The organism is Klenkia terrae (assembly GCF_900491935.1).
GTDB classification, from domain to species: Bacteria; Actinomycetota; Actinomycetes; order Mycobacteriales; family Geodermatophilaceae; genus Klenkia; species Klenkia terrae.
The window spans coordinates 1,104,219-1,124,682 of record NZ_UEXK01000004.1 but is presented as its reverse complement, the minus strand read 5'-3'; the positions used below and the strand labels follow the sequence as shown (position 1 = coordinate 1,124,682).

General features: G+C 75.0%; 23 protein-coding genes. 12 read left to right on the top strand and 11 right to left on the bottom strand.

From position 1 onward, the window contains the following. Positions 1-7 precede the first annotated feature (7 nt). Together mshB and LFA75_RS05800 are read left to right on the top strand one after the other, a co-directional pair. On the top strand, positions 8-889 hold the full coding sequence (gene mshB, locus LFA75_RS05805; protein WP_225232736.1) for an N-acetyl-1-D-myo-inositol-2-amino-2-deoxy-alpha-D-glucopyranoside deacetylase: 882 nt from the start codon (positions 8-10) through the stop codon (positions 887-889). Further along, positions 886-1,290: a hypothetical protein gene (locus LFA75_RS05800; RefSeq protein WP_225232735.1), complete on the top strand. Its 405-nt coding sequence runs from the start codon at positions 886-888 to the stop codon at positions 1,288-1,290. The genes mshB and LFA75_RS05800 overlap by 4 nt, the downstream gene beginning before the upstream one ends. On the opposite strand, the gene LFA75_RS23785 is transcribed toward LFA75_RS05800, so the two are convergent. Further along, the gene (locus tag LFA75_RS23785; RefSeq protein ID WP_263639354.1) at positions 1,244-1,999 is read right to left on the bottom strand and encodes a GNAT family N-acetyltransferase; all 756 of its coding nucleotides are present in this window, start codon (positions 1,997-1,999) and stop codon (positions 1,244-1,246) included. The genes LFA75_RS05800 and LFA75_RS23785 overlap by 47 nt on opposite strands. Positions 2,000-2,113: 114 nt before the next feature. On the opposite strand from LFA75_RS23785, the gene fdxA reads away from it, so the two are divergent. Then, positions 2,114-2,434, top strand: coding sequence for a ferredoxin (fdxA, locus tag LFA75_RS05790; protein WP_225232734.1), 321 nt, complete (start codon positions 2,114-2,116; stop codon positions 2,432-2,434). Continuing rightward, a complete protein-coding gene (gene dapC, locus LFA75_RS05785; protein WP_225232733.1) occupies positions 2,431-3,528 on the top strand; it encodes a succinyldiaminopimelate transaminase in 1,098 nt (365 codons plus the stop codon). Before fdxA ends, dapC begins: the two co-directional genes overlap by 4 nt. Before the next feature lie 9 nt (positions 3,529-3,537). Here dapC and LFA75_RS05780 read toward each other — a convergent pair whose 3' ends face one another. Both LFA75_RS05780 and LFA75_RS05775 read right to left on the bottom strand, forming a co-directional pair. Continuing rightward, positions 3,538-4,878, bottom strand: coding sequence for a zinc-ribbon domain-containing protein (locus tag LFA75_RS05780; protein ID WP_225236012.1), 1,341 nt, complete (start codon positions 4,876-4,878; stop codon positions 3,538-3,540). A gap of 277 nt (positions 4,879-5,155) precedes the next feature. Then, complete coding sequence (locus tag LFA75_RS05775) at positions 5,156-5,956, bottom strand: hypothetical protein (protein WP_225232732.1); 801 nt, start codon at positions 5,954-5,956, stop codon at positions 5,156-5,158. A 212-nt stretch (positions 5,957-6,168) separates the two neighbouring features. Between LFA75_RS05775 and LFA75_RS05770 the strand changes: the two genes are divergently transcribed. Further along, a complete protein-coding gene (locus LFA75_RS05770; RefSeq protein ID WP_225232731.1) occupies positions 6,169-7,269 on the top strand; it encodes an alpha/beta fold hydrolase in 1,101 nt (366 codons plus the stop codon). A gap of 4 nt (positions 7,270-7,273) precedes the next feature. On the opposite strand, the gene dapD is transcribed toward LFA75_RS05770, so the two are convergent. Further along, a complete protein-coding gene (gene dapD, locus LFA75_RS05765) occupies positions 7,274-8,254 on the bottom strand; it encodes a 2,3,4,5-tetrahydropyridine-2,6-dicarboxylate N-succinyltransferase (RefSeq protein ID WP_225232730.1) in 981 nt (326 codons plus the stop codon). A gap of 36 nt (positions 8,255-8,290) precedes the next feature. Here dapD and dapE point away from each other — a divergent pair, with 36 nt between their 5' ends. From dapE to LFA75_RS05745, 4 genes are read left to right on the top strand one after another with little or no spacing between them, the layout of a single operon-like run. Further along, a complete protein-coding gene (dapE, locus tag LFA75_RS05760) occupies positions 8,291-9,406 on the top strand; it encodes a succinyl-diaminopimelate desuccinylase (protein ID WP_225232729.1) in 1,116 nt (371 codons plus the stop codon). Then, the gene (locus LFA75_RS05755) at positions 9,403-10,203 is read left to right on the top strand and encodes an LOG family protein (protein WP_225232728.1); all 801 of its coding nucleotides are present in this window, start codon (positions 9,403-9,405) and stop codon (positions 10,201-10,203) included. Before dapE ends, LFA75_RS05755 begins: the two co-directional genes overlap by 4 nt. Positions 10,204-10,207: 4 nt before the next feature. Further along, positions 10,208-10,546, top strand: coding sequence for a DivIVA domain-containing protein (locus LFA75_RS05750; protein WP_225232727.1), 339 nt, complete (start codon positions 10,208-10,210; stop codon positions 10,544-10,546). Next, positions 10,539-10,997 (top strand): SRPBCC family protein, encoded by a 459-nt coding sequence (locus LFA75_RS05745; protein ID WP_225232726.1) that lies wholly within the window; start codon positions 10,539-10,541, stop codon positions 10,995-10,997. Before LFA75_RS05750 ends, LFA75_RS05745 begins: the two co-directional genes overlap by 8 nt. On the opposite strand, the gene LFA75_RS05740 is transcribed toward LFA75_RS05745, so the two are convergent. The 5 genes from LFA75_RS05740 to LFA75_RS05720 all read right to left on the bottom strand — a co-directional run bounded on the left by LFA75_RS05740 (position 10,973) and on the right by LFA75_RS05720 (position 14,507). Further along, positions 10,973-11,494 (bottom strand): hypothetical protein, encoded by a 522-nt coding sequence (locus LFA75_RS05740; RefSeq protein ID WP_225232725.1) that lies wholly within the window; start codon positions 11,492-11,494, stop codon positions 10,973-10,975. The two genes, LFA75_RS05745 and LFA75_RS05740, sit on opposite strands and share 25 nt — an antisense overlap. Continuing rightward, entirely contained in the window at positions 11,491-12,747 is a 1,257-nt protein-coding gene (locus LFA75_RS05735; protein WP_225232724.1) for a molybdopterin-dependent oxidoreductase, read from the bottom strand. The genes LFA75_RS05740 and LFA75_RS05735 overlap by 4 nt, the downstream gene beginning before the upstream one ends. A gap of 97 nt (positions 12,748-12,844) precedes the next feature. After that, a complete protein-coding gene (locus tag LFA75_RS05730; RefSeq protein ID WP_225232723.1) occupies positions 12,845-13,495 on the bottom strand; it encodes a TIGR04282 family arsenosugar biosynthesis glycosyltransferase in 651 nt (216 codons plus the stop codon). After that, a complete protein-coding gene (locus tag LFA75_RS05725) occupies positions 13,492-14,145 on the bottom strand; it encodes a glycosyltransferase family 2 protein (RefSeq protein ID WP_225232722.1) in 654 nt (217 codons plus the stop codon). Before LFA75_RS05725 ends, LFA75_RS05730 begins: the two co-directional genes overlap by 4 nt. A 26-nt stretch (positions 14,146-14,171) precedes the next feature. Next, positions 14,172-14,507, bottom strand: coding sequence for a VOC family protein (locus LFA75_RS05720; RefSeq protein ID WP_225232721.1), 336 nt, complete (start codon positions 14,505-14,507; stop codon positions 14,172-14,174). 92 nt (positions 14,508-14,599) lie between these two features. On the opposite strand from LFA75_RS05720, the gene LFA75_RS05715 reads away from it, so the two are divergent. Beyond that, positions 14,600-15,937 carry a hypothetical protein gene (locus LFA75_RS05715; RefSeq protein ID WP_225232720.1) on the top strand — a complete coding sequence of 446 codons (1,338 nt, stop codon included), beginning with the start codon at positions 14,600-14,602 and terminating at the stop codon, positions 15,935-15,937. A 73-nt stretch (positions 15,938-16,010) separates the two neighbouring features. Beyond that, positions 16,011-16,904 carry a DMT family transporter gene (locus LFA75_RS05710; protein WP_225232719.1) on the top strand — a complete coding sequence of 298 codons (894 nt, stop codon included), beginning with the start codon at positions 16,011-16,013 and terminating at the stop codon, positions 16,902-16,904. A gap of 20 nt (positions 16,905-16,924) precedes the next feature. Here the strand turns inward: LFA75_RS05710 and LFA75_RS05705 are convergent, their stop codons facing one another. Further along, on the bottom strand, positions 16,925-18,499 hold the full coding sequence (locus LFA75_RS05705) for an HNH endonuclease signature motif containing protein (RefSeq protein ID WP_225232718.1): 1,575 nt from the start codon (positions 18,497-18,499) through the stop codon (positions 16,925-16,927). 78 nt (positions 18,500-18,577) lie between these two features. Beyond that, positions 18,578-19,645, bottom strand: coding sequence for an NAD-dependent epimerase/dehydratase family protein (locus LFA75_RS05700; RefSeq protein WP_225232717.1), 1,068 nt, complete (start codon positions 19,643-19,645; stop codon positions 18,578-18,580). A 257-nt stretch (positions 19,646-19,902) separates the two neighbouring features. Here LFA75_RS05700 and LFA75_RS05695 point away from each other — a divergent pair, with 257 nt between their 5' ends. Continuing rightward, the gene (locus tag LFA75_RS05695) at positions 19,903-20,460 is read left to right on the top strand and encodes a DNA-3-methyladenine glycosylase I (RefSeq protein ID WP_225232716.1); all 558 of its coding nucleotides are present in this window, start codon (positions 19,903-19,905) and stop codon (positions 20,458-20,460) included. The last annotated feature ends 4 nt before the right edge of the window (positions 20,461-20,464 follow it).

Below are 20,464 nucleotides of genomic sequence, written 5' to 3'. Positions count from 1 at the left end.
TGGTCGGGTGCTCCCCGACCGTCGCCTCCTGCTCGTGCACGCCCACCCCGACGACGAGTCGATCAACAACGGGGCCACGATGGCCCGCTACGTCGCCGAGGGCGTGCACGTCACCCTGCTCACCTGCACGCTGGGGGAGGAGGGCGAGATCCTGGTGCCCGAGCTCGCCGGGCTGGCCGCCGACCAGGCCGACCAGCTGGGCGGCTACCGGATCGGCGAGCTCGCTGACGCAATGGCCGCCCTGGGCGTGGCCGACCACCGCTTCCTCGGCGGCACCGGCCGCTGGCGGGACTCCGGGATGATCGGGACGCCGGCCAACGACCACCCGCGGGCGTTCTGGAACGCCGACCTCGACGAGGCCGTCGGCGCCGCGGTCGCCGTCCTGCGAGAGGTCCGGCCGCAGGTGGTCGTCGGCTACGACGAGCACGGCGGGTACGGCCACCCCGACCACATCCAGGCCCACCGGGTCACCACGCTGGCCGTCGAGGCGGCCGCGGACGGCGGCTACCGCCCCGACCTGGGCACCGCGCACGAGGTGGCGAAGGTCTACTGGACCTGCGTCCCGATCTCGGTCCTGCAGGAGGGGCTGGACGCCCTCGCCGCGGCCGACACCGGCTACGACGGCGTGACCGACGCCCGCGAGATCCCGTTCGCCGCGGCCGACGAGGACGTGACCTGCGAGCTCGACGGGTCGGCGTTCCTGGCGCAGAAGGCGGCCGGCATGGCCGCGCACGCCACCCAGCTGACCCTGGACGGCGAGTTCTACGCGCTGTCCAACAACCTGGGCCAGCAGGTGCTCACCACCGAGTACTACCGCCTGGTCCGCGGGCAGCGCGGCCCGGGGGAGGGCCCGCGGGGCTGGGAGACCGACCTGTTCGCCGGCCTGTGAGGGCGCTGCGGACGGTCGGCTGGGGGCTGCTGGCCGTCGTCGTCGCGTCGTGGCTGGCCGCGGTCGAGGTGCTCTGGTTGCCGCTGCGGATCGGTCCGGTCCCGGTGCCGCTGTCGGTGCTCGGCGCGGCGCTGGGCAACCTGCTGCTGGTCACCTGGGCGCACCGGTTGTCCGGCTCCCGGGTGGTCGCCCTGCTGCCGGCGGCCGCCTGGGCGGTGGTCGCGGTGGGTGCGTCGGTGCGCCGGCCGGAGGGCGACCTGCTCATCACCGGCGAGACCACCGCCGCCCAGCTGGTGGGGCTGGGTTTCCTGCTGGTCGGGGTGCTGTTCGCCTCGTTCGCGGTCGGCCGGGTGCTCAGCCGACAGGTGGCCGCCGGTAGTGGTAGCGGTGGTGCTCGATGAAGCCCAGCCGCCGGTAGAGGGCCCGGGCCGGGTCGTTGGACGCCACCACCTGCAGGTAGCACCAGCGGCCACCCCGGTCGACCGCCCAGGCCTGCAGCGCCCGGGTGAGGGAGGTGGCCAGACCCCCGCGCCGGGCTGCGGGGTCCACCGACACGGCGCTGATGCCCAACCAGTCGTCGACGAGCACCCCGCGGGCGACGCCGAGCACGGTGCCCGCGTCGTCCCGGACCCCGGCGAAGGCCAACTGCTCGGCGTTGGTCAGCACGCCGCGGGCGTCGGCCGGGACCGGATCGCCACCCCGCCGCGCCGCGGCCAGCCAGGCGTCGTCCGGGGCGGGGGACAGCTCCACCGGGACGGCGGGGGTGGGTTCTCCGTCGTCCAGCGGCACGGTGAGCACGAGGGTGTCGGGGTCGCGGGCCCACCCGGCGGCGGCGAACGCGGCGTCGGCCGCCCGGGACTGCCGGCCGGGCAGCTGGGCGCACGGGGTCAACCCGCGGTCGGCGTACCAGGAGGCGACCACGTCGACGGCGTCGGCGAGCGGGAGGCCGGGGTCGCCGGTGACCAGCGCCGAGTGCGCGCGGCTGGTGAAACCACCCCCGCCGGCGCGCAGCAGCCACTGCCCCAGGGGCTCGGTCTCCGACCCCCGCCAGCCTCGCGCGGCGACCAGCTCGAGCTCGGCGACGTCCAGCGGACTCCGTCGTTGTCCCACGGTCTCCCTCCCCGGGGTGGCGGGATAGGCAACCCTGACCTCGGCACCGCCGGGAACGGCGCCATACTGGTCACGACCCTAGAGCGAACTGGTCGTACCCCCGGAGGAACCCCCGTGACCTACGTCATCACCCAGGCCTGCGTCGACGTCCTCGACAAGGCGTGCATCGACGAGTGTCCGGTGGACTGCATCTACGAGGGCGAGCGGATGCTCTACATCCACCCCGACGAGTGCGTGGACTGCGGGGCGTGCGAGCCGGTCTGCCCGGTCGAGGCCATCTACTACGAGGACGACGTCCCGGACAAGTGGAAGGACTTCTACAACGCCAACGTGGAGTTCTTCTCCGAGCTGGGCAGCCCCGGCGGCGCCGCCCGCACCGGGAAGATCGCCAAGGACCACCCGCTGGTCGCGGCGCTGCCGCCGCAGGGGGAGTGAGCTCCCGCTCGCTGCCGGACTTCCCCTGGGACTCCCTGCGCCCGGCCCGCGCTCGCGCGGCCGAGCACCCCGGGGGGGTGGTCGACCTGTCCATCGGCACGCCGGTGGACCCGACCCCGGACGTCCTGCGCTCGGCGCTGTCCGCCGCGGCCGACGCGCCGGGCTACCCGACGGCGCTGGGCACGACCGACGTCCGGCTCGCCGCGGCGGGCTGGTTGCGGCGCCGGCTCGGCGTGACGCTGGCCGACCCGCTGGGCGCCGTGCCGTCGGTCATCCCGACGGTGGGCTCCAAGGAGCTGGTGGCGCTGCTGCCGACCCTGCTCGGGCTGGGGTCGGGCACCGTGGTGATCCCCGAGGTCGCCTACCCGACCTACGAGGTCGGTGCGGTGGTGGCCGGGCTGTCGGTGCTGCGCAGCGACGTGCCCCCGGACGACGTCGCCGACCCGGTGCTGGTGTGGCTGAACTCCCCGGGCAACCCGCACGGCCGGGTGCTGTCGGTCGAGGAGCTGCGGGCGTGGGTGGCCTGGGGCCGCGAGCGCGGCGTGCCCGTGGTCGCCGACGAGTGCTACGTCGAGCTGGGCTGGGACGTCGTCCCGACCTCGGTGCTGCACCCGTCGGTGGCCGGCGGCTCGCACCAGGGCCTGCTGGCCGTGCACTCGCTGTCCAAGCAGTCGACCGCTGCCGGCTACCGGGCCGGGCTGCTGTCCGGTGACCCGGCGCTGGTCGCGCGGGTCTGGGAGGCCCGCCGGAACCTGGGCCTGCTGGTGCCCGGTCCGGTGCAGGCCGCGACGGCCGCCGCGCTGGGCGACGACGCGCACGTCGAGCTGGCCCGGTCCCGCTACGGCGCCCGGCGGGCCCGGCTGCGCGCCGCGGTCGAGGCCTGGGGCGGTCGGGTCGAGCACTCCGAGGCCGGGCTGTACCTGTGGACCACCCGCGACGAGGACTGCTGGACGACGGTCGACCGGTTGGCCGGCCTGGGCGTGGTCGTCGCACCGGGGTCGTTCTACGGCCCGGCGGGAGAGCGGCACGTGCGGATGGCGCTGACCGCCACCGACGAGCGCATCGACGCCGCCGTGGAGCGGCTGACAAGCTGAGCTGGGGCGTCACCTTGGGGCGCGGCTTGCAGCTGAACGGCGGCCGCTGCAGGCCCGGCAGCTTCGGCGCGGGTTCCTGTTCAGTGAATGCGGCGTGGCGGTCCAGACCTGTCCGCAGTGCGGGCAGGTCCAGAGGCAGCGGTCGATGCTGTTCGGCTTCATCTCGGACAGGGTTCGGCCCGGGGCCGTGACGTCCTCCAGGAAGTAGCCGACCAGCTGGGGATGCACATCGGCGAAGCTCGTGCCCGGAGCCGGGGTGGACGACTTCCTCGCGCCCCGGCGGGCGGAGCACGACGGACATGCAGTACCGAGGCGCGTCCGGTTGGCGACCCGAGCCTCGTAGGTGCCCCCGCACCCGCCGCACCTCCAGATGCCGCGGTCATCACCGGCCGGGGGCAGGTGAGCAGCGCTGAGGGCCGGCCTGCCCACGACACCGACGAGTTCGGCGGCGACCTCCGGGTGCTCGGTCAGGAGGGAGTGGCCGCGGAGGCCCGCACGGAGCTCTCTCCATCTCTCGTCGGCCCGGGCGACGGCGTCGTCCAGCGGGGCCCCGACGGGGATCACCGACGGGGTGTCGGGTCGGTACGAGCAGATCACCGAGATGATGGCTGCCGCCCAAGCGCATGGATCGGTCTCGTCCTCCGACGTCAGCGGAACCTGACGCAGGCGGAGGTCCCCGGGGAGGGCAAGAACCGGTAGACCCCGCGGCCGGATCCGCACGTAGCGGCGACCGGCCAACCGGACCACCTTCCGGGCATCGCGCGCCTGCGCCTCGGTGGGCGCATGCCACCGGGTCGGGTCCAGGTCGACGTAGAGGTCGATGTCGTCGACCACGAGGTCGATGCGCTCGACCGGCCCGCCTCCGGCACGCAGGACCACCGCGTCGACCTCGACCGGGAGACCGGTGGCCAGGGCTACGGCTGCGGCCACCCGGTGCTCGAGGCGGCTGACCCGGAGCGACGACAGGCACACGGGGCACTGCGTCCCGTACTTGACGCGTTGGCGAGCCGTCGTCTCCCAGCTGTGGTCGACCACGCACCGCCAGAGCACCCGGTCGTGTGATCCGCACGGCGTGGAGTCGGCGTCGCGGTCCGCTCGGGTCAGGTTCTCCACGAACTCCGCCGCCAGATCGGGCCGCGCATCGCCGATGCTCGGCGTCTTGGCCGGACGGCGCCGTGCGCTGGCAGCTCCGCGGACCCTCGCGCACTCCGGACATCCGGAGCCGCGCCTGGTCCGGTTGACGACCGAGGTCACCCACTCGTGTCGGCAGGACGAGCACCGCCACCGACAACGAGCACCGCTGCCGGATGCCAGGTCGGAAGGGATTGATCCCGCAGGTGCGCCGTCCACGACCTCGATGAACTGAGCGGCCACCGACGGGTGCGTGACCGAGAGTCCGGTGCTGCGCGCTCGTAGCGAACGGGGGTCCAGTCCCCACCGTCGTGCGACCAGCCGGACGAGGGACCCACTGCGGCCGTAGGCGGCGGCGACGGCATCCGGGGTCTGACCACTGGCGAGCAGCTGCTCGAGGCGAGCGCGATCGACATCTGCCCACCGCGGAGGGGGTTGCTCGGCGCCTGCCACCGGGCGACCGTGCCATGCACCTACGACAGTCCGGCGTCCTCGATCAGGTGCTGAGCTGCAGGACCAAGGCGCCCGCGTCCTGCCCGGTGTTCTGCTGCCAGCCGATGTCCGGCGTCCAGGTCCAGTCGGCGAACCGCACCTGGCTCAGCTGCAGCCGCTGGGCGTGCGCGACGGCCCAGGTCACCTCGGGCCAGGCGGCATCGGCCACGGTGATCACCCCGCCGGCGGCGACCGTGGGTGGGCCTGCCTCACCCCGTACCGCCTCCGCGACGGCCGCGGCCCGGTCGTCGACAGGACCGGCGGCGTCCGGGGGCGAGAACGTGCACGACAGGGCGGCCGGCGCTTCGGACTGCAGGGCCCCGGCCAGGGTCTCGGCCATCTCGGTCCACTGCCGGTAGGCGAGCGGGAAGGCCGACCGCTGCACGGCGTCGGCGACCAGCGTCAGGTCACCGGTCTCCCAGCCGGGCACCTCGACCAGCCCGTCGAGGAACTTGCCGGTGGCGTAGACCGGGTCCTGCACCTGCGCCTCGGTGCCCCAGCCCTGCGAGGGGCGCTGCTGGAACAACCCGAGCGAGTCGCGGTCGCCGTAGTCCAGGTTGCGCAGCCGGGACTCCTGCTGCGCGGTGGCCAGCGCGATGACCGTCGCCCGCGCGGGCAGCCCGCGGGAACGGGCGACCGCGGCGATGGTGGCCGCGTTGGCCGCCTGCTCGTTGGTCAGCGTCAGGGCCGACCCGGCGACCGAGCAGCGGCCGGCCACCGGCGGCACCCCCTGCGTGTCGGTGTCCCAGGACAGGCCGACCACGGCGACGACCACGACCAGCAACGGCGCCCAGAGCCCGGCCATCCGGCCGCGGCGCTTCTTCCGGCGCCGGGCCGCGGCCGGATGGCCGGGCTCTGGGCGCCGTTGCTGGTCGTGGTCGTCNGGATGGCCGGGCTCTGGGCGCCGTTGCTGGTCGTGGTCGTCGCCGTGGTCGGCCTGTCCTGGGACACCGACACGCAGGGGGTGCCGCCGGCCGTGCGCTGGTCACCGCACCCACGGTAGCTAGGTTGTGCGCCATGACCGAGCACCTGCTCCCGGGGATCGTCGCGTCGCGCATCGGGACCGGGCGGGTGACCCAGCAGGTGCTGCACCGCGAGGACGTCGATCCGCACGGTGGCGGCGAGGCGGTGCTGCTCGTGCACGGCAACGTCAGCTCGGCGCTGTTCTGGCAGCAGCCGCTGCAGGCCCTGGACCCCGGCCAGCGGGCGCTGGCGGTGGACCTGCGCGGCTTCGGCGGCACGGACACCGCCCCGGTGGACGCCACCCGTGGGGTCCGTGACTGGGCCGACGACCTGGACGCGCTGGTCACCGCCCTGGGGCTGGAGCGGGTGCACCTGGTGGGCTGGAGCATGGGCGGCGGCGTCGTCCTGCAGTTCCTGCTCGACCACGCCGAGCGGGTCGCCTCGGTGACCCTGGTCGCGCCGGTCTCGCCCTACGGGTTCGGCGGGACGGCGGGGCCCGACGGGCAGCTCGTGCACCCCGACGGCACCGGGGCCGGCGCGGGCGGGGCCAACCCGGACTTCGTCGCGGCGCTGGCCGCGGGGGACACCACCGCGGACGCCCCCACCAGTCCCCGGTCGATCCTGCGCGCCTTCTACGTGGCGCCGGACAGCATGCCGATCGACTCCGGGCTCGAGGACGTGTTCGTGGCCTCGATGCTGACCACGGCGACCGGCGAGGACAACTACCCGGGCGACGTCGTCGCCGTCCCGGCGTGGCCCGGTGCCGCACCGGGCGGCCGCGGCGTGCTCAACACGATGGCTCCGCCGGTGTTCGACGTCTCGGCGATCACCGAGCTGGCGGTCAAGCCGCCGGTGCTGTGGATCCGGGGCGACGCCGACCAGATCGTCAGCGACGCCTCCGCGTTCGACCTGGCGTTCCTGGGCTCGATCGGTGCGGTGCCCGGCTGGCCGGGGGCCACGGAGTTCCCGCCGCAGCCGATGGTCACCCAGACCCGGGCCGTGCTGGACCGCTACGCCGCGACCGGCGGCGCCTACCGCGAGGTGGTGCTGCCCGGCGTGGGGCACTCCCCGCACGTGGAGCGCCCGCAGGAGTTCGTGGTGGTCCTCCTGGAGCACCTCACCGCGCCGCCGGCGGAGCCCGCCGGACTGACCTGAGCCCTCAGTTGGCGTGCAGGGCGGCGTTCAGCGCGCCCCAGTCGCCGTCCCGGGGCAGTGCCTCCAGCGCGCCGGAGACCGAGTTGCGGCGGAACAGCAGACCGGGCCGGCCCGACAGCTCGACTGCCTTGACCACGGAGCCGTCGGGCAGCGCGATCCGCGAGCCTGCAGTCACGTAGCAGCCGGCCTCCACGACCGACCGGTCGCCGAGGGAGATGCCGATGCCGGCGTTGGCGCCGAGCAGGCAGCCCTCGCCGATCGAGACGACCTGCTTCCCGCCGCCGGACAGCGTGCCCATGATCGAGGCGCCACCGCCGATGTCGGAGTCCGCGCCGACGACGACGCCGGCGGAGATGCGGCCCTCGACCATCGAGGGGCCCAGCGTCCCGGCGTTGAAGTTCACGAAGCCCTCGTGCATGACCGTGGTGCCCTCGGCCAGGTGGGCGCCGAGCCGGACCCGGTCGGCGTCGCCGATCCGCACGCCGGCGGGCAGCACGTAGTCGACCATCCGGGGGAACTTGTCGACGTGGGTGACGGTGACGTGGCCGTGCGCGGCCCGCAGCTTCGCCGCCCGCACCGGCGTCCAGTCGGCGGCCTCGACCGGTCCGGCCGACGTCCAGGCCACGTTGGTCAGCAGCCCGAACTGGCCGTCCAGGTTGAGCCCGTGCGGGCGGACCAGGCGGTGGGAGAGCAGGTGCAGCCGCAGGTAGACGTCGTGCGCGTCGACCGGCGCGGCGGACAGGTCGGCGATCGTCGTCCGGACGCCGACGACCTCCACGCCGCGCGGGTCGTCGAAGCGGACCAGCGAGCCGAACTCCGGGCCCAGCTCGGCCTCGACCTCCAGCGTCCCCAGCTGGGCGGTGCCGGTGGCGTCGGCGGCGCCCAGCGCGGGGGCCGGGTACCAGGTGTCCAGCACGACCCCGGCGGTGGTCACGGTGGCCAGGCCGACAGCGGTCGCGCCCGTGGGCTGCGCAGGAGAGGTCACGGGGACCGAGGTTAGGCGACGCCTAGGCTCGCCCCCGTGACCGCTCCGGCCCTCGACCTGACCGCCGACGTGCTGACGCTGACCCGGGCCCTGGTGGACATCCCCTCGGTGTCCGGGACCGAGGGACCGCTCGCCGACGCCGTCGAGACCGCGCTGCGGGCCCTCGGTGGGCTGGAGGTGGTCCGGATCGGCAACAACGTGCTGGCCCGGACCGACCTCGGCCGGGACGAGCGGATCGTGCTGGCCGGGCACCTGGACACCGTGCCGATCGCCGACAACGTGCCCAGCCACCTCGAGACGGTGGACGGCGTGGAACGGCTGCACGGCTGCGGCACCAGCGACATGAAGGCCGGCGACGCGGTGATGCTGCGGCTGGCCGGGCTGTTCGGCGTCCCCGGGGCGCAGCCGGCGCACGACCTGACCTTCGTGTTCTACGACAACGAGGAGGTCGAGGCGGTCAAGAACGGCCTCGGCCGGGTGGCCCGCGAGCTGCGCGGGTGGCTCTACGGCGACCTGGCGATCCTGCTCGAGCCGACCGACGGCGACGTCGAGGGCGGCTGCCAGGGCACGATGCGCGTCGTCCTCACCGTGCCCGGCGAGCGGGCGCACAGCGCCCGGTCCTGGCTGGGCACCAACGCGATCCACGGGGCGGCGCCGATCCTGGCCACCCTGGCCGCCTACCAGGCCCGTGAGGTGGACATCGACGGGCTGCACTTCCGCGAGGGGCTTAACGCGGTGAAGGTGGAGGGCGGGGTGGCCGGCAACGTCGTCCCCGACGAGTGCCGGGTGACCGTCAACTTCCGGTTCGCGCCGGACCGGGACGAGGACGCCGCCGAGGCGCACGTCCGCGAGGTGTTCGCGCAGGTGCTGGCCGCGGGGGTCACCCTGGAGGTCACCGACATGAGCGGCGGTGCGCTGCCCGGGTTGGCCGAACCGGCAGCCGCGGCGTTCGTGGCCGCGGTCGGCCGACCGGCGCGGGCCAAGCTCGGCTGGACCGACGTCGCGCGGTTCGCCGCGTTCGGCATCCCGGCGGTCAACTACGGTCCCGGTGACCCGAACCAGGCGCACCAGCGCGGCGAGCATGTCCGGGTCGACCGGCTGCAGCCGGCGGAGGACGCCCTGACCGCCTTCATCACGGGGAGCCCGGCATGAGCGACAACGGCACACGACGGGCGCGCACGCGCGGCCCGGTCCAGCTGCGCGGCGGCGAGCCCGACCCGCGCCAGGAGGGGACGACGACCGACCAGCGGCTGCTGGACTCCCGCGGCCCGTCGGACTGGGTGCACGCCGACCCGTGGCGGGTGCTGCGGATCCAGGCCGAGTTCGTCGAGGGCTTCGGCCTGCTCGCCGAGCTGCCCCGCGCGGTGAGCGTGTTCGGCAGTGCCCGGACCAAGCCCGACGACCCGTTCTACGCCGCCGGCGTCGAGCTGGGCGCGGCGCTGGCCGACGCCGGCTACGCGGTGATCACCGGCGGCGGGCCCGGGGCCATGGAGGCGGCCAACAAGGGCGCCTGCGAGGCCGGCGGCATGTCGGTCGGGCTGGGCATCGAGCTGCCGTTCGAGCAGGAGCTCAACGAGTGGGTCGACGTCGGCATCGCGTTCCGCTACTTCTTCGTGCGCAAGACGATGTTCGTGAAGTACGCCCAGGCGTTCGTCATCCTGCCCGGCGGGTTCGGCACGCTCGACGAGCTCTTCGAGGCCCTCACCCTGGTGCAGACCACGAAGGTCACCCGGTTCCCGGTGATCCTCTTCGGGTCGGCCTACTGGTCGGGGCTGCTGGACTGGATCCGCGGCACGCTGGTCGAGCACGGCACGGTGTCGCCGAAGGACCTGGACCTGATCACGGTGACCGACGACGTCGCCGAGGCGGTCCGGGTGATCCAGGACGCCGAGGCCTCCCGCGAGGCCGCCGGGCAGGACTCCGGCGGGCCGGCCCCGGTCGAGGGGTGAGCCGGTGCTGACCTTCGTCGTCTTCGTCGTGGGGCTGGTGCTGGTCGGCGGGCTGCTGTTCCTGGGCGCCGCCCTGCTGCTCGGTCGCGGCGAGACCCAGCCCCCGGCCGAGCTGGACCGGTCGCCGGTCGAGCTGCCCGACGACCGGCCGGTCACCGGGGACGACGTCCGGGCGCTGCAGGTCTCGGTGACCGTGCGCGGGTACCGGATGACCGAGGTCGACTGGCTGCTGGAGCAGATGGCGCAGACCATCGACGAGCGCGACGTCGAGATCGCCCGGTTGCGGGCCGATCTCGCGGCATCCCCGCCCGTGGTCGCCGAGGAGGAATCACCCCGTGCATGAACTGGTCGAGACCGTGGACGTCGCCGCACCGCCGGAGCAGGTGTTCGCCGCGTTGGTCGACTGGACCACGCAGGGCGAGTGGATGCTGCTCACCGACGTCACCACCGTGGACGGCGAGGCCCAGGAGGTGGGGGGCCGGATCGAGGCGCGCACCGGGCTGCCGCTGCCGGGCGGTCGCCGGCTGGGCGTGCTGGACCGGATGACGATCACCGGGTGGGAGCCGCCGTCGGTCGTCGACGTCCGGCACACCGGTCGGGTGGTCCGGGGCACCGGGAGCTTCCAGGTCCGCGAGCGGGACGGCGGCTCGACCTTCGTGTGGGTCGAGACCCTCGAGCTGCCGCTGGGCGCCCTGGGCCGGCTGAGCTGGCCGCTGGTGAAGCCGGCGTTCGTGGCCGGCGTCCGGCTGTCGCTGCGCCGGTTCGCCCGCTACGCGGAGTCGCGCGCCCGCTGAACCCGGACGACCGCCCAGACCGCGCTGGTCGCCAGCACCACGCCGACCACCACGGCCAGCGTGAGGCCGTAGTCGCGCGGCAGGAACGAGGTGTCCCCGGCGTCGCCGCCGAAGCCGAGCACGAAGGGCAGGGCGACCAGGCTGACCGACCCGCTGACCGCGGCGCCGACCACCATCGGGGCCCGGGCCGGGCGGGGCAGCACCTTGGCGGCCAGCCAGCCCAGCACGATCCACAGCGGCGCGACCACCAGGTCGTGCAGCAGGGCGCTGCCGACGAACCAGATGCCCCAGCTCTCCAGCGCGGTCGCGCTGAGCGACGTCCACAGCCCGTAACCGCCGACGGCGACCGCCAGCAGCCCGGGGACCAGGAACAGCCACCGCCACCAGGGGGTGAGCGCGGAGTGCAGCGGCCGCCGCTCGTCGCTGGTGTAGCGCGGGTCCGGGGCCGGCGTGGTCAGCTCGGGGCCCGGGACCGGGTCGAGCGTCTCGGCGGTCACGAGCCGACCCCGGCCGCGCCGGGGGCGATCCGGCCCAGCCACTTGGTCTGCATCGCGCCGGGTCGGTTCGGGGCGATCAGCCGCACCGGGTAGCCGTGGTCGATGTCGAGCACCTGTCCGTTGAGCTGCAGCGCCAGCAGGGTCTTGTCGCTGGCCGAGTGCGGCCGGGACACGGTGGACACTCGGTAGGACCCGCCGGTCTGGATCGACTCGACGTGCACCACCGCGCCGCGGGGGAGCCCGGCCGCGGCCAGGACGTCCCGCAGACGCGGGCCGGTCCACTCCGCGTTCGCGCTCCAGCCCTCGACGCAGGCGATGGGCAGCCGCTCGGTGTGCTGCGGGAAGGCCTGCAGGTCGGCGAGGGACAGGCTCAGCGGCGTGGGGCCCTCGACGACCAGCCGGAAGGCGGGGTCGACGGCGGACTCGGTCACCCCGGCGGTGATGCCGGTCTGGTTGACCGGCAGGCCCTGCGGGCCGACGCCGGGGATGCGGGGGGCGAGCACGGAGACCTGGGCGGGCGGGGAGATCGTCTGGCCCCACTGGGTCAGCGCGACCGCGCCGGTGGCCACGACCGCCGTCGTCACGAAGGCGCGGCGGCTGACCGCGCCCTCCTCCTCGGCGTCGGTCTGCGCGTAGGCCCGGTCGACCTCGGCGGGGGCGAGCCCGGCCACCGACGCCGCGGTGCCGCGACGGGCCAGCCCGCGCCGGATCTGCGGGGCGTAGGACCCCACGTGGGTGAGCACGGCGCCGACGGCGACCCAGCCGGTCCAGTAGTGCGCCGTCTTGAAGGAGAAGCCGAACGGGTACCACTGGGCGATGTTGAGCAGGCCCGTGACCAGCATGAACACCGCGCTGCCGACGAGGACCAGGATGGAGAGCCGACCGACCGCCTTGGCCGGCGTGGCGGCCGGCGGCCAGCTGAACAGCTTCGGGTAGACCGTCCAGAGCTTCACCAGCAGCAGCGGGATCAGGGCCAGCCCGACCATGACGTGCGTGCCCTGGCTGACGCGGTAGAGCCACACCGGGCCGGCCGGCCAGACGAACCAGCTCGGCGGCTGCTGGATCAGGTGGCTGACCATGCCGGTCAGGAAGCAGATGACGAACCCGCTGCCCAGCCAGACACCGACCCGGGAGGCCCGGCGCTCGGTGTGCAGCGGGCTGGGGAAGGCGTCCTCGGCCAGCGGGCCGCGGCGCAGCGCATCGGGCGGGTCGGGCAGCCGTGCCCCGAGCACCCGGTCCAGCGGTCGCGTCAACGGTCCTCCTCGGTGGGGCGCACGTCGACCCGCTGATGATGTCGACCGGGCACTACCCGCACCGGAGGGTTCGGATGCAGGGCCTGATCCGGACGGGTCAGAGCGCGAGCGCGATCTCCTCGACCGTGCGGCGCATGCGGCTGCCCTCCGGGCAGAGCGCGGCGACCTCCACGGCCTCGGGCCAGTGGTCGACGTCGGTCAGCACCGGGAGGTCCACGACGGTGAACCCGGCGCCCTCGAGCGCGGCCCGGGTGTTCACCGCGGTGTCCTCCCGGGACATCGGGACGTCGGGCAGGACGGCGGCGGCCGCGGGGGAGTGCACGCCCAGGGCCCACCAGCCGCCGTCGGGCGCGGTGCCGAGCACGGCGGTGCCGGGTCCGGCGGTCACCAGGCGGGCCAGGCAGTCGGTCAGCAGATCCGGGGTGATCTGCGGGGTGTCCATGCCGACCAGCAGGGTCGGCAGGTCGCCGTCCCCGGTCATCGCGGTGGCGAACGCGGCCGCCAGCCGGGTCCCCAGCTCGCCCTCCACCTGCGGGACGACGACGAGGTCGTGCAGGTCGAGGTCACCGGGTGCGCCGTCCAGCGCGACCACCCGGCGGCTGACCGGGGTGGCCCGGACGACGTCCAGGGTGTCGGCGACCGCGGCGGAGGCGATCGTGCTGGCCTGCAGCGGGGTGCAGGGCGGGGTGAGCCGGGTCTTGCTGCGCCCGGGCACCGGCGCCTTGGTGATCACCAGCAGCTGGGTCATCGGGAGAGCACCCGGGACATGTCGCGGACGGTCTTGGCGGTGCCGAGCACGGTGCCGGTGACCTTGGACTTCGTGCCGTCGGCGCGCGGGTGGTAGTCGACGTCCAGCTCGCGGATCCGCCAGCCGGCGTCCGAGGCGCGGGTGACCATCTCCAGCGGGTAGCCGAAACGGCGGTCGGTGATGCCCAGGGCGAGCAGCTCGGTGCGCCGGGCGGCGCGCATGGGGCCCAGGTCGTGCAGCCGCAGGCCGGTGCGGCGGCGCATCAGCACGCTCAGCGCGGTGTTGGCGACCCGGGCGTGCACCGGCCAGGCCGCGCGGGAGCTGGGCCGGCGCCGCCCCAGCACCAGGTCAGCCTCGCCCGCGGCGACCGGGCCGACGACCCGGGGCAGCTGGGCGGGGTCCATCGAGGCGTCGGCGTCGCAGAAGCACACGATCTCGTCCGTCGCGGCCTCCAGCCCGGCGTGCGCGGCGGCACCGAACCCGCGCTGCGGCACGTGGACGACGGTGGCGCCGTGGTCGGCGGCGATCTGGGCGGAGCCGTCGGTGGAGCCGTTGTCGGCCACGATCGCCCGGTACCCCTCGGGCAGGCGGGTGAGGACCCAGGGGAGCGCCCCGGCCTCGTCCAGGCAGGGGAAGACGACGTCGGGCACGCGCAGACGCTAGCCGCGGGTGATCGTCACCGCCCGGTGAGCACCACCCGGTTCCCGTCCGGGTCGGCCAGCCGCAGGATCCGGCCGGACGTCACCGGCTCCGGTCCGGCGTGCTCGACGCCGGCCGCGGCGAGGGTGCGCGCGACCTCGTCCAGGTCCTCGGCGGCGAGCGTCGCCCCCGACCGGCCGGCGCGGTCGGGCTCGGCGAACACCTGCACCCCGGACCCGCCGGGCAGGTACCACTCCAGCAACCCCTCCATCGGCCGGGCGTCGGGGTCGCGGCCGACCAGGGCGGCGTACCAGGCCTCCGCCCGGCCCAGGTCGGACACGGTCAGGCTCGCCAGGGCTGCGGTGATCGACATCGGGTCCTCCTCGTCGGTGGCTGTCGGGGAATGGACCCTGCGGGGCGGGCGGACTCATCGGGGACGGGCCGAGCCACCTAGAGTCCGACGTCGTGACCAGCGCGGGGACGAGGGTGCGGCAGCTGCTGCCGGTGGTCGCCGTCGTCGCCGCCGGGCTGTTCGTCTGGCTGATGACGTCGATCGGGCGCCGGCTGGCCGAGGGCGGCACGATCCTGCACCTGCTGGGCGGCTACCTGCTGCGCGGGGAGTGGGCGCCGCTGGACCCGAGCGCCCGCATGCTGCCCCCGGTCGTGCTGGCCGCGGTGGTCGTGCTCGTGGGCCCGGCGCTGGCCGCGCGGGTGCGCTTCGGCGTGCTGGCGGCCGGGTCGGCCGTGGTCGCCGCCGGCTGGGCCGTCGCGCTGGCGCTGACCAGTGGACCCGACCGGCTGACCGAGCCGCTGTCGGTGCGCTACGAGTACCCGAACGACGTCCCCCGGGTCGGCTCGATCGCCCAGTTCCTGGCCACGTTCACCGACTCCGTCCCGGCCGACTCCGCCGACCCGTGGACCACCCACGTGGCCGGCCACCCGCCGGGCGCGCTGCTGGCCTTCGTCGTGCTGGAGAAGCTGGGGCTGTCCGGGCTGGGGTGGGACGCCGCGCTGTGCATCGTCGGCGGTGCCCTCGCCGTCCCCGCCGTCCTGCTGGCGGTGCGCGCGGTCGCCGACGAGGTGCGGGCGCGCACGGTCGCGCCGTTCCTGGTGCTGGCCCCGCTGTCGCTGTGGGTCGCGACCAGCGCCGACGCCTTCTTCGCCGGGGTGTCGGCGTGGGGCATCGCCGGGTTGGCCACCGCGGCCGTGTCGACCGGGTGGCGCCGGGACGCCAAGGCGCTGGCCGGCGGGCTGCTGCTGGGCCTGGCGCTGTTCCTGTCCTTCGGGCTGACCGCGCTCGGGCTGCTCGCGCTGGTCGTCGTGCTGGTGCACCGCGGCCGGCTCGGCTGGGGCGGGGTGGTCCGGGTGCTGGGGGTCGGGGCGGTCGGCGTCCTGGTCGTCGTCGGGCTGTTCGCGCTGGGTGGCTACTGGTGGCTGGACGGGTTCCACGCCGCGGGGGAGCGGGTGCGCTCGGGCCCCTCCTACGCGAACCGTCCGGTCGAGTTCTTCCTGTTCTCGAACCTTGCTGTGGCGCTGCTGGCGATCGGGCCGGCGGCGATCGCCGGGCTGGCGTCGCTGCGCCGGCACCGGCTGGCCCTGCTGCCGCTGGCCGCGCTGGTCGGGATCCTGGTCAGCGACGTCACCGGGCTGGTGCGCGGGGAGACCGAGCGGATCTGGCTGCCGTTCTACGTCTGGGTGCTGACCGCGACGGCGTTCCTGCCGGCCCGCGGACGGCGGGTCTGGCTGGCGCTGGGCGCCACGCTGGCGATCGGCATCGAGGTGGCCGTCCGCACCGAGTGGTGACCTGGCCGGAAACCGGCGGTGGCTGGCAGGTCGGGTTGCTGACGCCGGGCGCGGCGGGAGGCAGGATGACGCGGTGAGTCGTCGGGGCTGGGCGCTGTTCGTCGCCATGTCGGTCATCTGGGGCATCCCCTACCTGCTGATCAAGGTCGCGGTGGGGGAGTTCGACCCCGTGCTCGTCGTCTTCGGCCGGTGCGTGCTGGGGGCGCTGGTCCTGGTGCCGCTGGTCCTCGTCCGCGGACAGCTGCGCGGGCTGGCCCGGCACTGGCGGCCGCTGCTCGCGTTCACGGTGCTGGAGATGACCGGGCCCTGGCTGCTGCTGAGCATCGCCGAGCAGTCGCTGTCCTCCTCGCTCACCGGGCTGCTGGTGGCGACGGTGCCGTTCGTGGCCGCCCTGGCCGGCCGGCTGCTCGGGGACGAGGAGCGACTGTCCCGGGTGCGGATCGGCGGGATGCTGCTGGGCGTCGCCGGCATCGTCGCCCTGCTGGGCCTGGACGTCCGCGGGGCGCAGCTGGTGGCCATCGGCGCCGTCGTCCTCACCGTCATCGGGTACGGGACGGCGCCGCTGATCATCAGCCGGCAGCTGTCCGACGTCCCGGGGGTGGCCGCGAGCGCCGTCGCCCTGGTCGTGACCGCGGTGGTCTACGCGCCGTTCGCCGTCCCGCGGCTGGGCCAGTTCGCCGGTGCGCCGGTCGACGCGCTGGCCGCCGTCGTCGTCCTCGGGCTGGTCTGCACCGCGCTGGCCCTCGTGCTGTTCTTCCGGCTCATCCGCGAGGTGGGGCCGCAGCGGGCGCTGGTGATCACCTTCGTCAACCCGGCGGTCGCGGTGCTGCTGGGCGTGCTGCTGCTCGACGAGCCGTTCACCGTGGGCATCGCCGTCGGGCTGCCGGTGATCCTGGTCGGCTGCGTGCTGGCCACCCGCCGCTCCCGCGTGCCGGAGCCCGACCCGGTCCCGGTCGCGCCGGCCTGAGACGTTCCCGCGGGAACGTCTCAGGCCGCGCGGTCCGCGACCTGCCGGCGGCGGAGCGCGGCCCGGTTCGCCAGGATCGTGCCGACCACGTACCGCAGGTCCATGCGGGCGCCGTTGGCCTCCCAGGACGGCGGCAGGTTGGACGCCGGCGCAGGAGCCGCCGCGGGGGTGTCCGGGACGGCCCAGATCCTCGATCCGTCGGGAGTCGACGCGCTCAGCCGGGCCCCGTGGCGGTGCAGGGTGACGTCGAGGTCGTGCACCAGCCCGTGGCAGCGGTCGCACAGCAGCACCAGGTTGTCCAGGTCGGTGCGGCCGCCGGCCAGCCAGCTGACCAGGTGGTGGGCGTGCAGGCGTTCGGGACGGGTCTCGGTGCAGCCCGGCCGGGCGCAGCCACCGTCGCGCAGCAGGAGGGCGCGGCGCTGCACGGAGCTGGCGAACCGACGGGTGCGGCCGGAGGCGATGACCTGGCCGCCCTCGACGAGCACCGTGGTCACGGCGGCGTCGCAGGCCAGCCGGCGGGCCTGGCTGGGGCTCAGGGCGGCCACCCCGTCGAGCGCCGCCTGGCCGGCCGCGGTGTCGTCGGCCAGGACAACGGCGTCGACGCGGACCAGCAGCTCGCGCCGGGCCGGGTCGCCGGGGTGGGTGTCGACGGCACCGGCGCCGGCCCGGACCAGGTCGAGGAAGGCGGTGGTGCGGGCGACCGTGACCCGGGACCGACGGGCCGCGGCGATCTCCCGACCCCGACCGGCGGCCGCCCGGCCGGCGGGCAGGTCGTCCCCCGCGACCCAGCCGGCCCAGTCCGGGGAATGCTCGTCCTCGGCCCGTGCCGCGACGCGTTCGCGGCGGGTGAGCACCTCGGCGCGGTGCTCGACCGCGGCCACCACCTCGGCGGCGTCCTCCGCGGACAGCCGCAGGCGCAGCGTCACGCTGCCGTCGCCCTCGTCGTGCCAGTCGAACCGCTGCTCCCACCGGGCCGGGACGGCGTCCGGGTCGGCACCCTCGGGCCACCACGCGGTCCACACCTCTGCCGCGGCCTTCCTCCCGGCGGCGTCGGCCTCGTCGTCGGACCCGCCGGCGTCCAGCACGGTGCTGCGGACGGCGCTGCGGGCCTCGTCGGCCTGGCCGCGGGCCAGGTCGGTGCTGACGGCGTCCGCCCGCCGCCAGCCGGCGACCACCCGGTCGAGCTGGGCGGCGGTGCAGTTCTGCGCCAGGTCGAGCAGGTCGGACTCGGTCGCCGCGTCGGCCACCCGCGCGATCGCCCGGGCTTTGGCGTAGGACAGCCGGCCGGCGCCCAGCTCGTCGGTCACCCGGGGCAGGCCGGGCAGCGCGCGGGCCAACCGCACGTGCTCCCGCGCCGTGCCGGGCGCGATGCCGCACTGCCAGGACAGCCAGTGCGCGCAGGAGGCGACGCCGGGCACCGCCCAGCCCTCGCGGCGGTCGAACTCGGCGACCAGCAGCAGCCAGGCGGCGGTCGAGGCGGAGATGGCCACGGCGCCGGAGCACAGCCGGGCGGCCAGCTCGGGCAGGGCGAGACCGCCCGAGGGCGGGTCGTCGCTCGCGCAGTTCATCTGGTCGAGCACCGTCGTCGTGGTCATCGCCATCCACCTCTCCGATCGAACACTTGATCGAAGGATGGCCCAGGGGTCCGACAGAACGCGTTCCCGCGGGAACGCTCAGGGCTCCTGCGGTGCCGCCCGGAGCTCGGCGGTGGCGAACTCACGCATGCCGTCGGCGAACGACACGGCGGCGGAGAAGCCCAGCTCGTCCTGCGCCAGGGCGGGACTGGCGACCACGTGCCGGACGTCGCCGATGCGGTACTGGCCGGTGACCTCGGGAGCCGGCCCGCCGAACGCCTCCGCCAGCGCGGCGGCCATGTCGCCGACGGTGTGCGGGGTGCCGCTGGCCACGTTGTACGTGCGCAGCGTGGACTCCTCGGGCGGGTGCTGGAACGCCCCGAGGTTGGCCTGGGCGACATCGGTGACGTGCACGAAGTCGCGCATCTGGCCGCCGTTCTCGAACACCTGCGGGGCGCGGCCGCCCTCCAGCGAGGAGCGGAAGATCGAGGCCACCCCGGCGTAGAAGGTGTCCCGGGGCATCCGCGGGCCGTAGACGTTGTGGTACCTCAGCCCGACCGCGGTGCCGCCGGTGGACCGGGCCCACGCCGAGGACAGGTGCTCCTGGGCGAGCTTGGTCGCGGCGTAGGTGTTGCGCGGGTCGGGCGGGGTCTCCTCGCCGACCCGGCCCCAGGTCAGCTGCCGGCCGCACGCCGGGCAGGGCGGGTCGAACACCCCGGCGTCGAGGTCGGACCGGCGCCGCGGCGCAGCCGGCACCACCCCGTGCTCCGCGCACTCGTAACGGCCCTCGCCGTAGACCACCATGGAGCTCGCGAAGACCAGCTGGCCGACGTCGGCGCGGGCCATCCCGGCCAGCAGCACCGCCGTCCCCAGGTCGTTGATGCCGGCGTACTTGGGCATGTCCTGGACGTCGATGCCCAGCCCGACCATCGCCGCCTGGTGGTTGACCGCATCGACCCCGCGCAGCACCTGGTCGACCACCGAGGCGTCGCGGACGTCGCCGACCACCAGCTCGACGCCGTCCAGGCCGGGCGGGCCGTCGGGGTAGACCGGGTGGACGGCGGGCAGCAGCGCGTCGAGCACCCGCACCTCGTGCCCGGCGTCGAGGTGGGCGGCGACGACGTGGGAACCGATGAAGCCGGCCCCACCGGTGACGAGGATGCGCACGCCGGCGAACGCTAGTTCGGCCCGCCCCGCGACGCAGCGCGGGAGTCCAGCCGGGCCTGCAGCCCGTCGAGCATCAGGCCGAGCCCGAGCTCGAACCGGTCCTCGTCGTCGCCGCGGAGGTCGCGCTGCGGTGGGGCAGCTGGACGGCGCCGGTCTGGCTGGACGTCGTGGTCGTCGCCGGCGTGGGCGGGCTGCTGCTGGCCGTCTCCGCCTGGCTGCTCAGCCGGCCCGAGTGAGGGAGCGCTAGCTTCCCGGGCGTGGAACCGGAGCGCTGCGGCTGGGCGACCAGCACCCCCGACTACGTCGCCTACCACGACGAGGAGTGGGGGGTGCCGCTGCGCGGGGACGACGCCCTGTTCGAGCGGCTGTGCCTGGAGGCCTTCCAGTCCGGGCTGTCCTGGATCACCATCCTGCGCAAGCGACCGGCGTTCCGGGCGGCGTTCGCCGGGTTCTCCATCGACGCGGTGGCCGACTTCACCGACGCCGACGTGGAGCGGCTGATGGCCGACGCCGGCATCGTCCGCAACCGGGCCAAGATCGAGGCGGCCCGGCGCAACGCCCGCGCCGCCCAGCAGGTGCCCCAGGGCCTGTCGGAGCTGCTGTGGTCCTACGCCCCGCCACCGCGGCCCAACCCGGCCACCCTCGCCGACGTGCCGGCCACGACGCCGGAGTCCACCGCGCTGGCCAAGGACCTGAAGAAGCGGGGGTTCGCCTTCGTCGGGCCGACCACCGCGCACGCCCTGATGCAGGCCACCGGCATGGTGGACGACCACGTCGCGACGTGTTTCCGGGCGGGGCTGGCCGGCGTCGGTTGAGGGC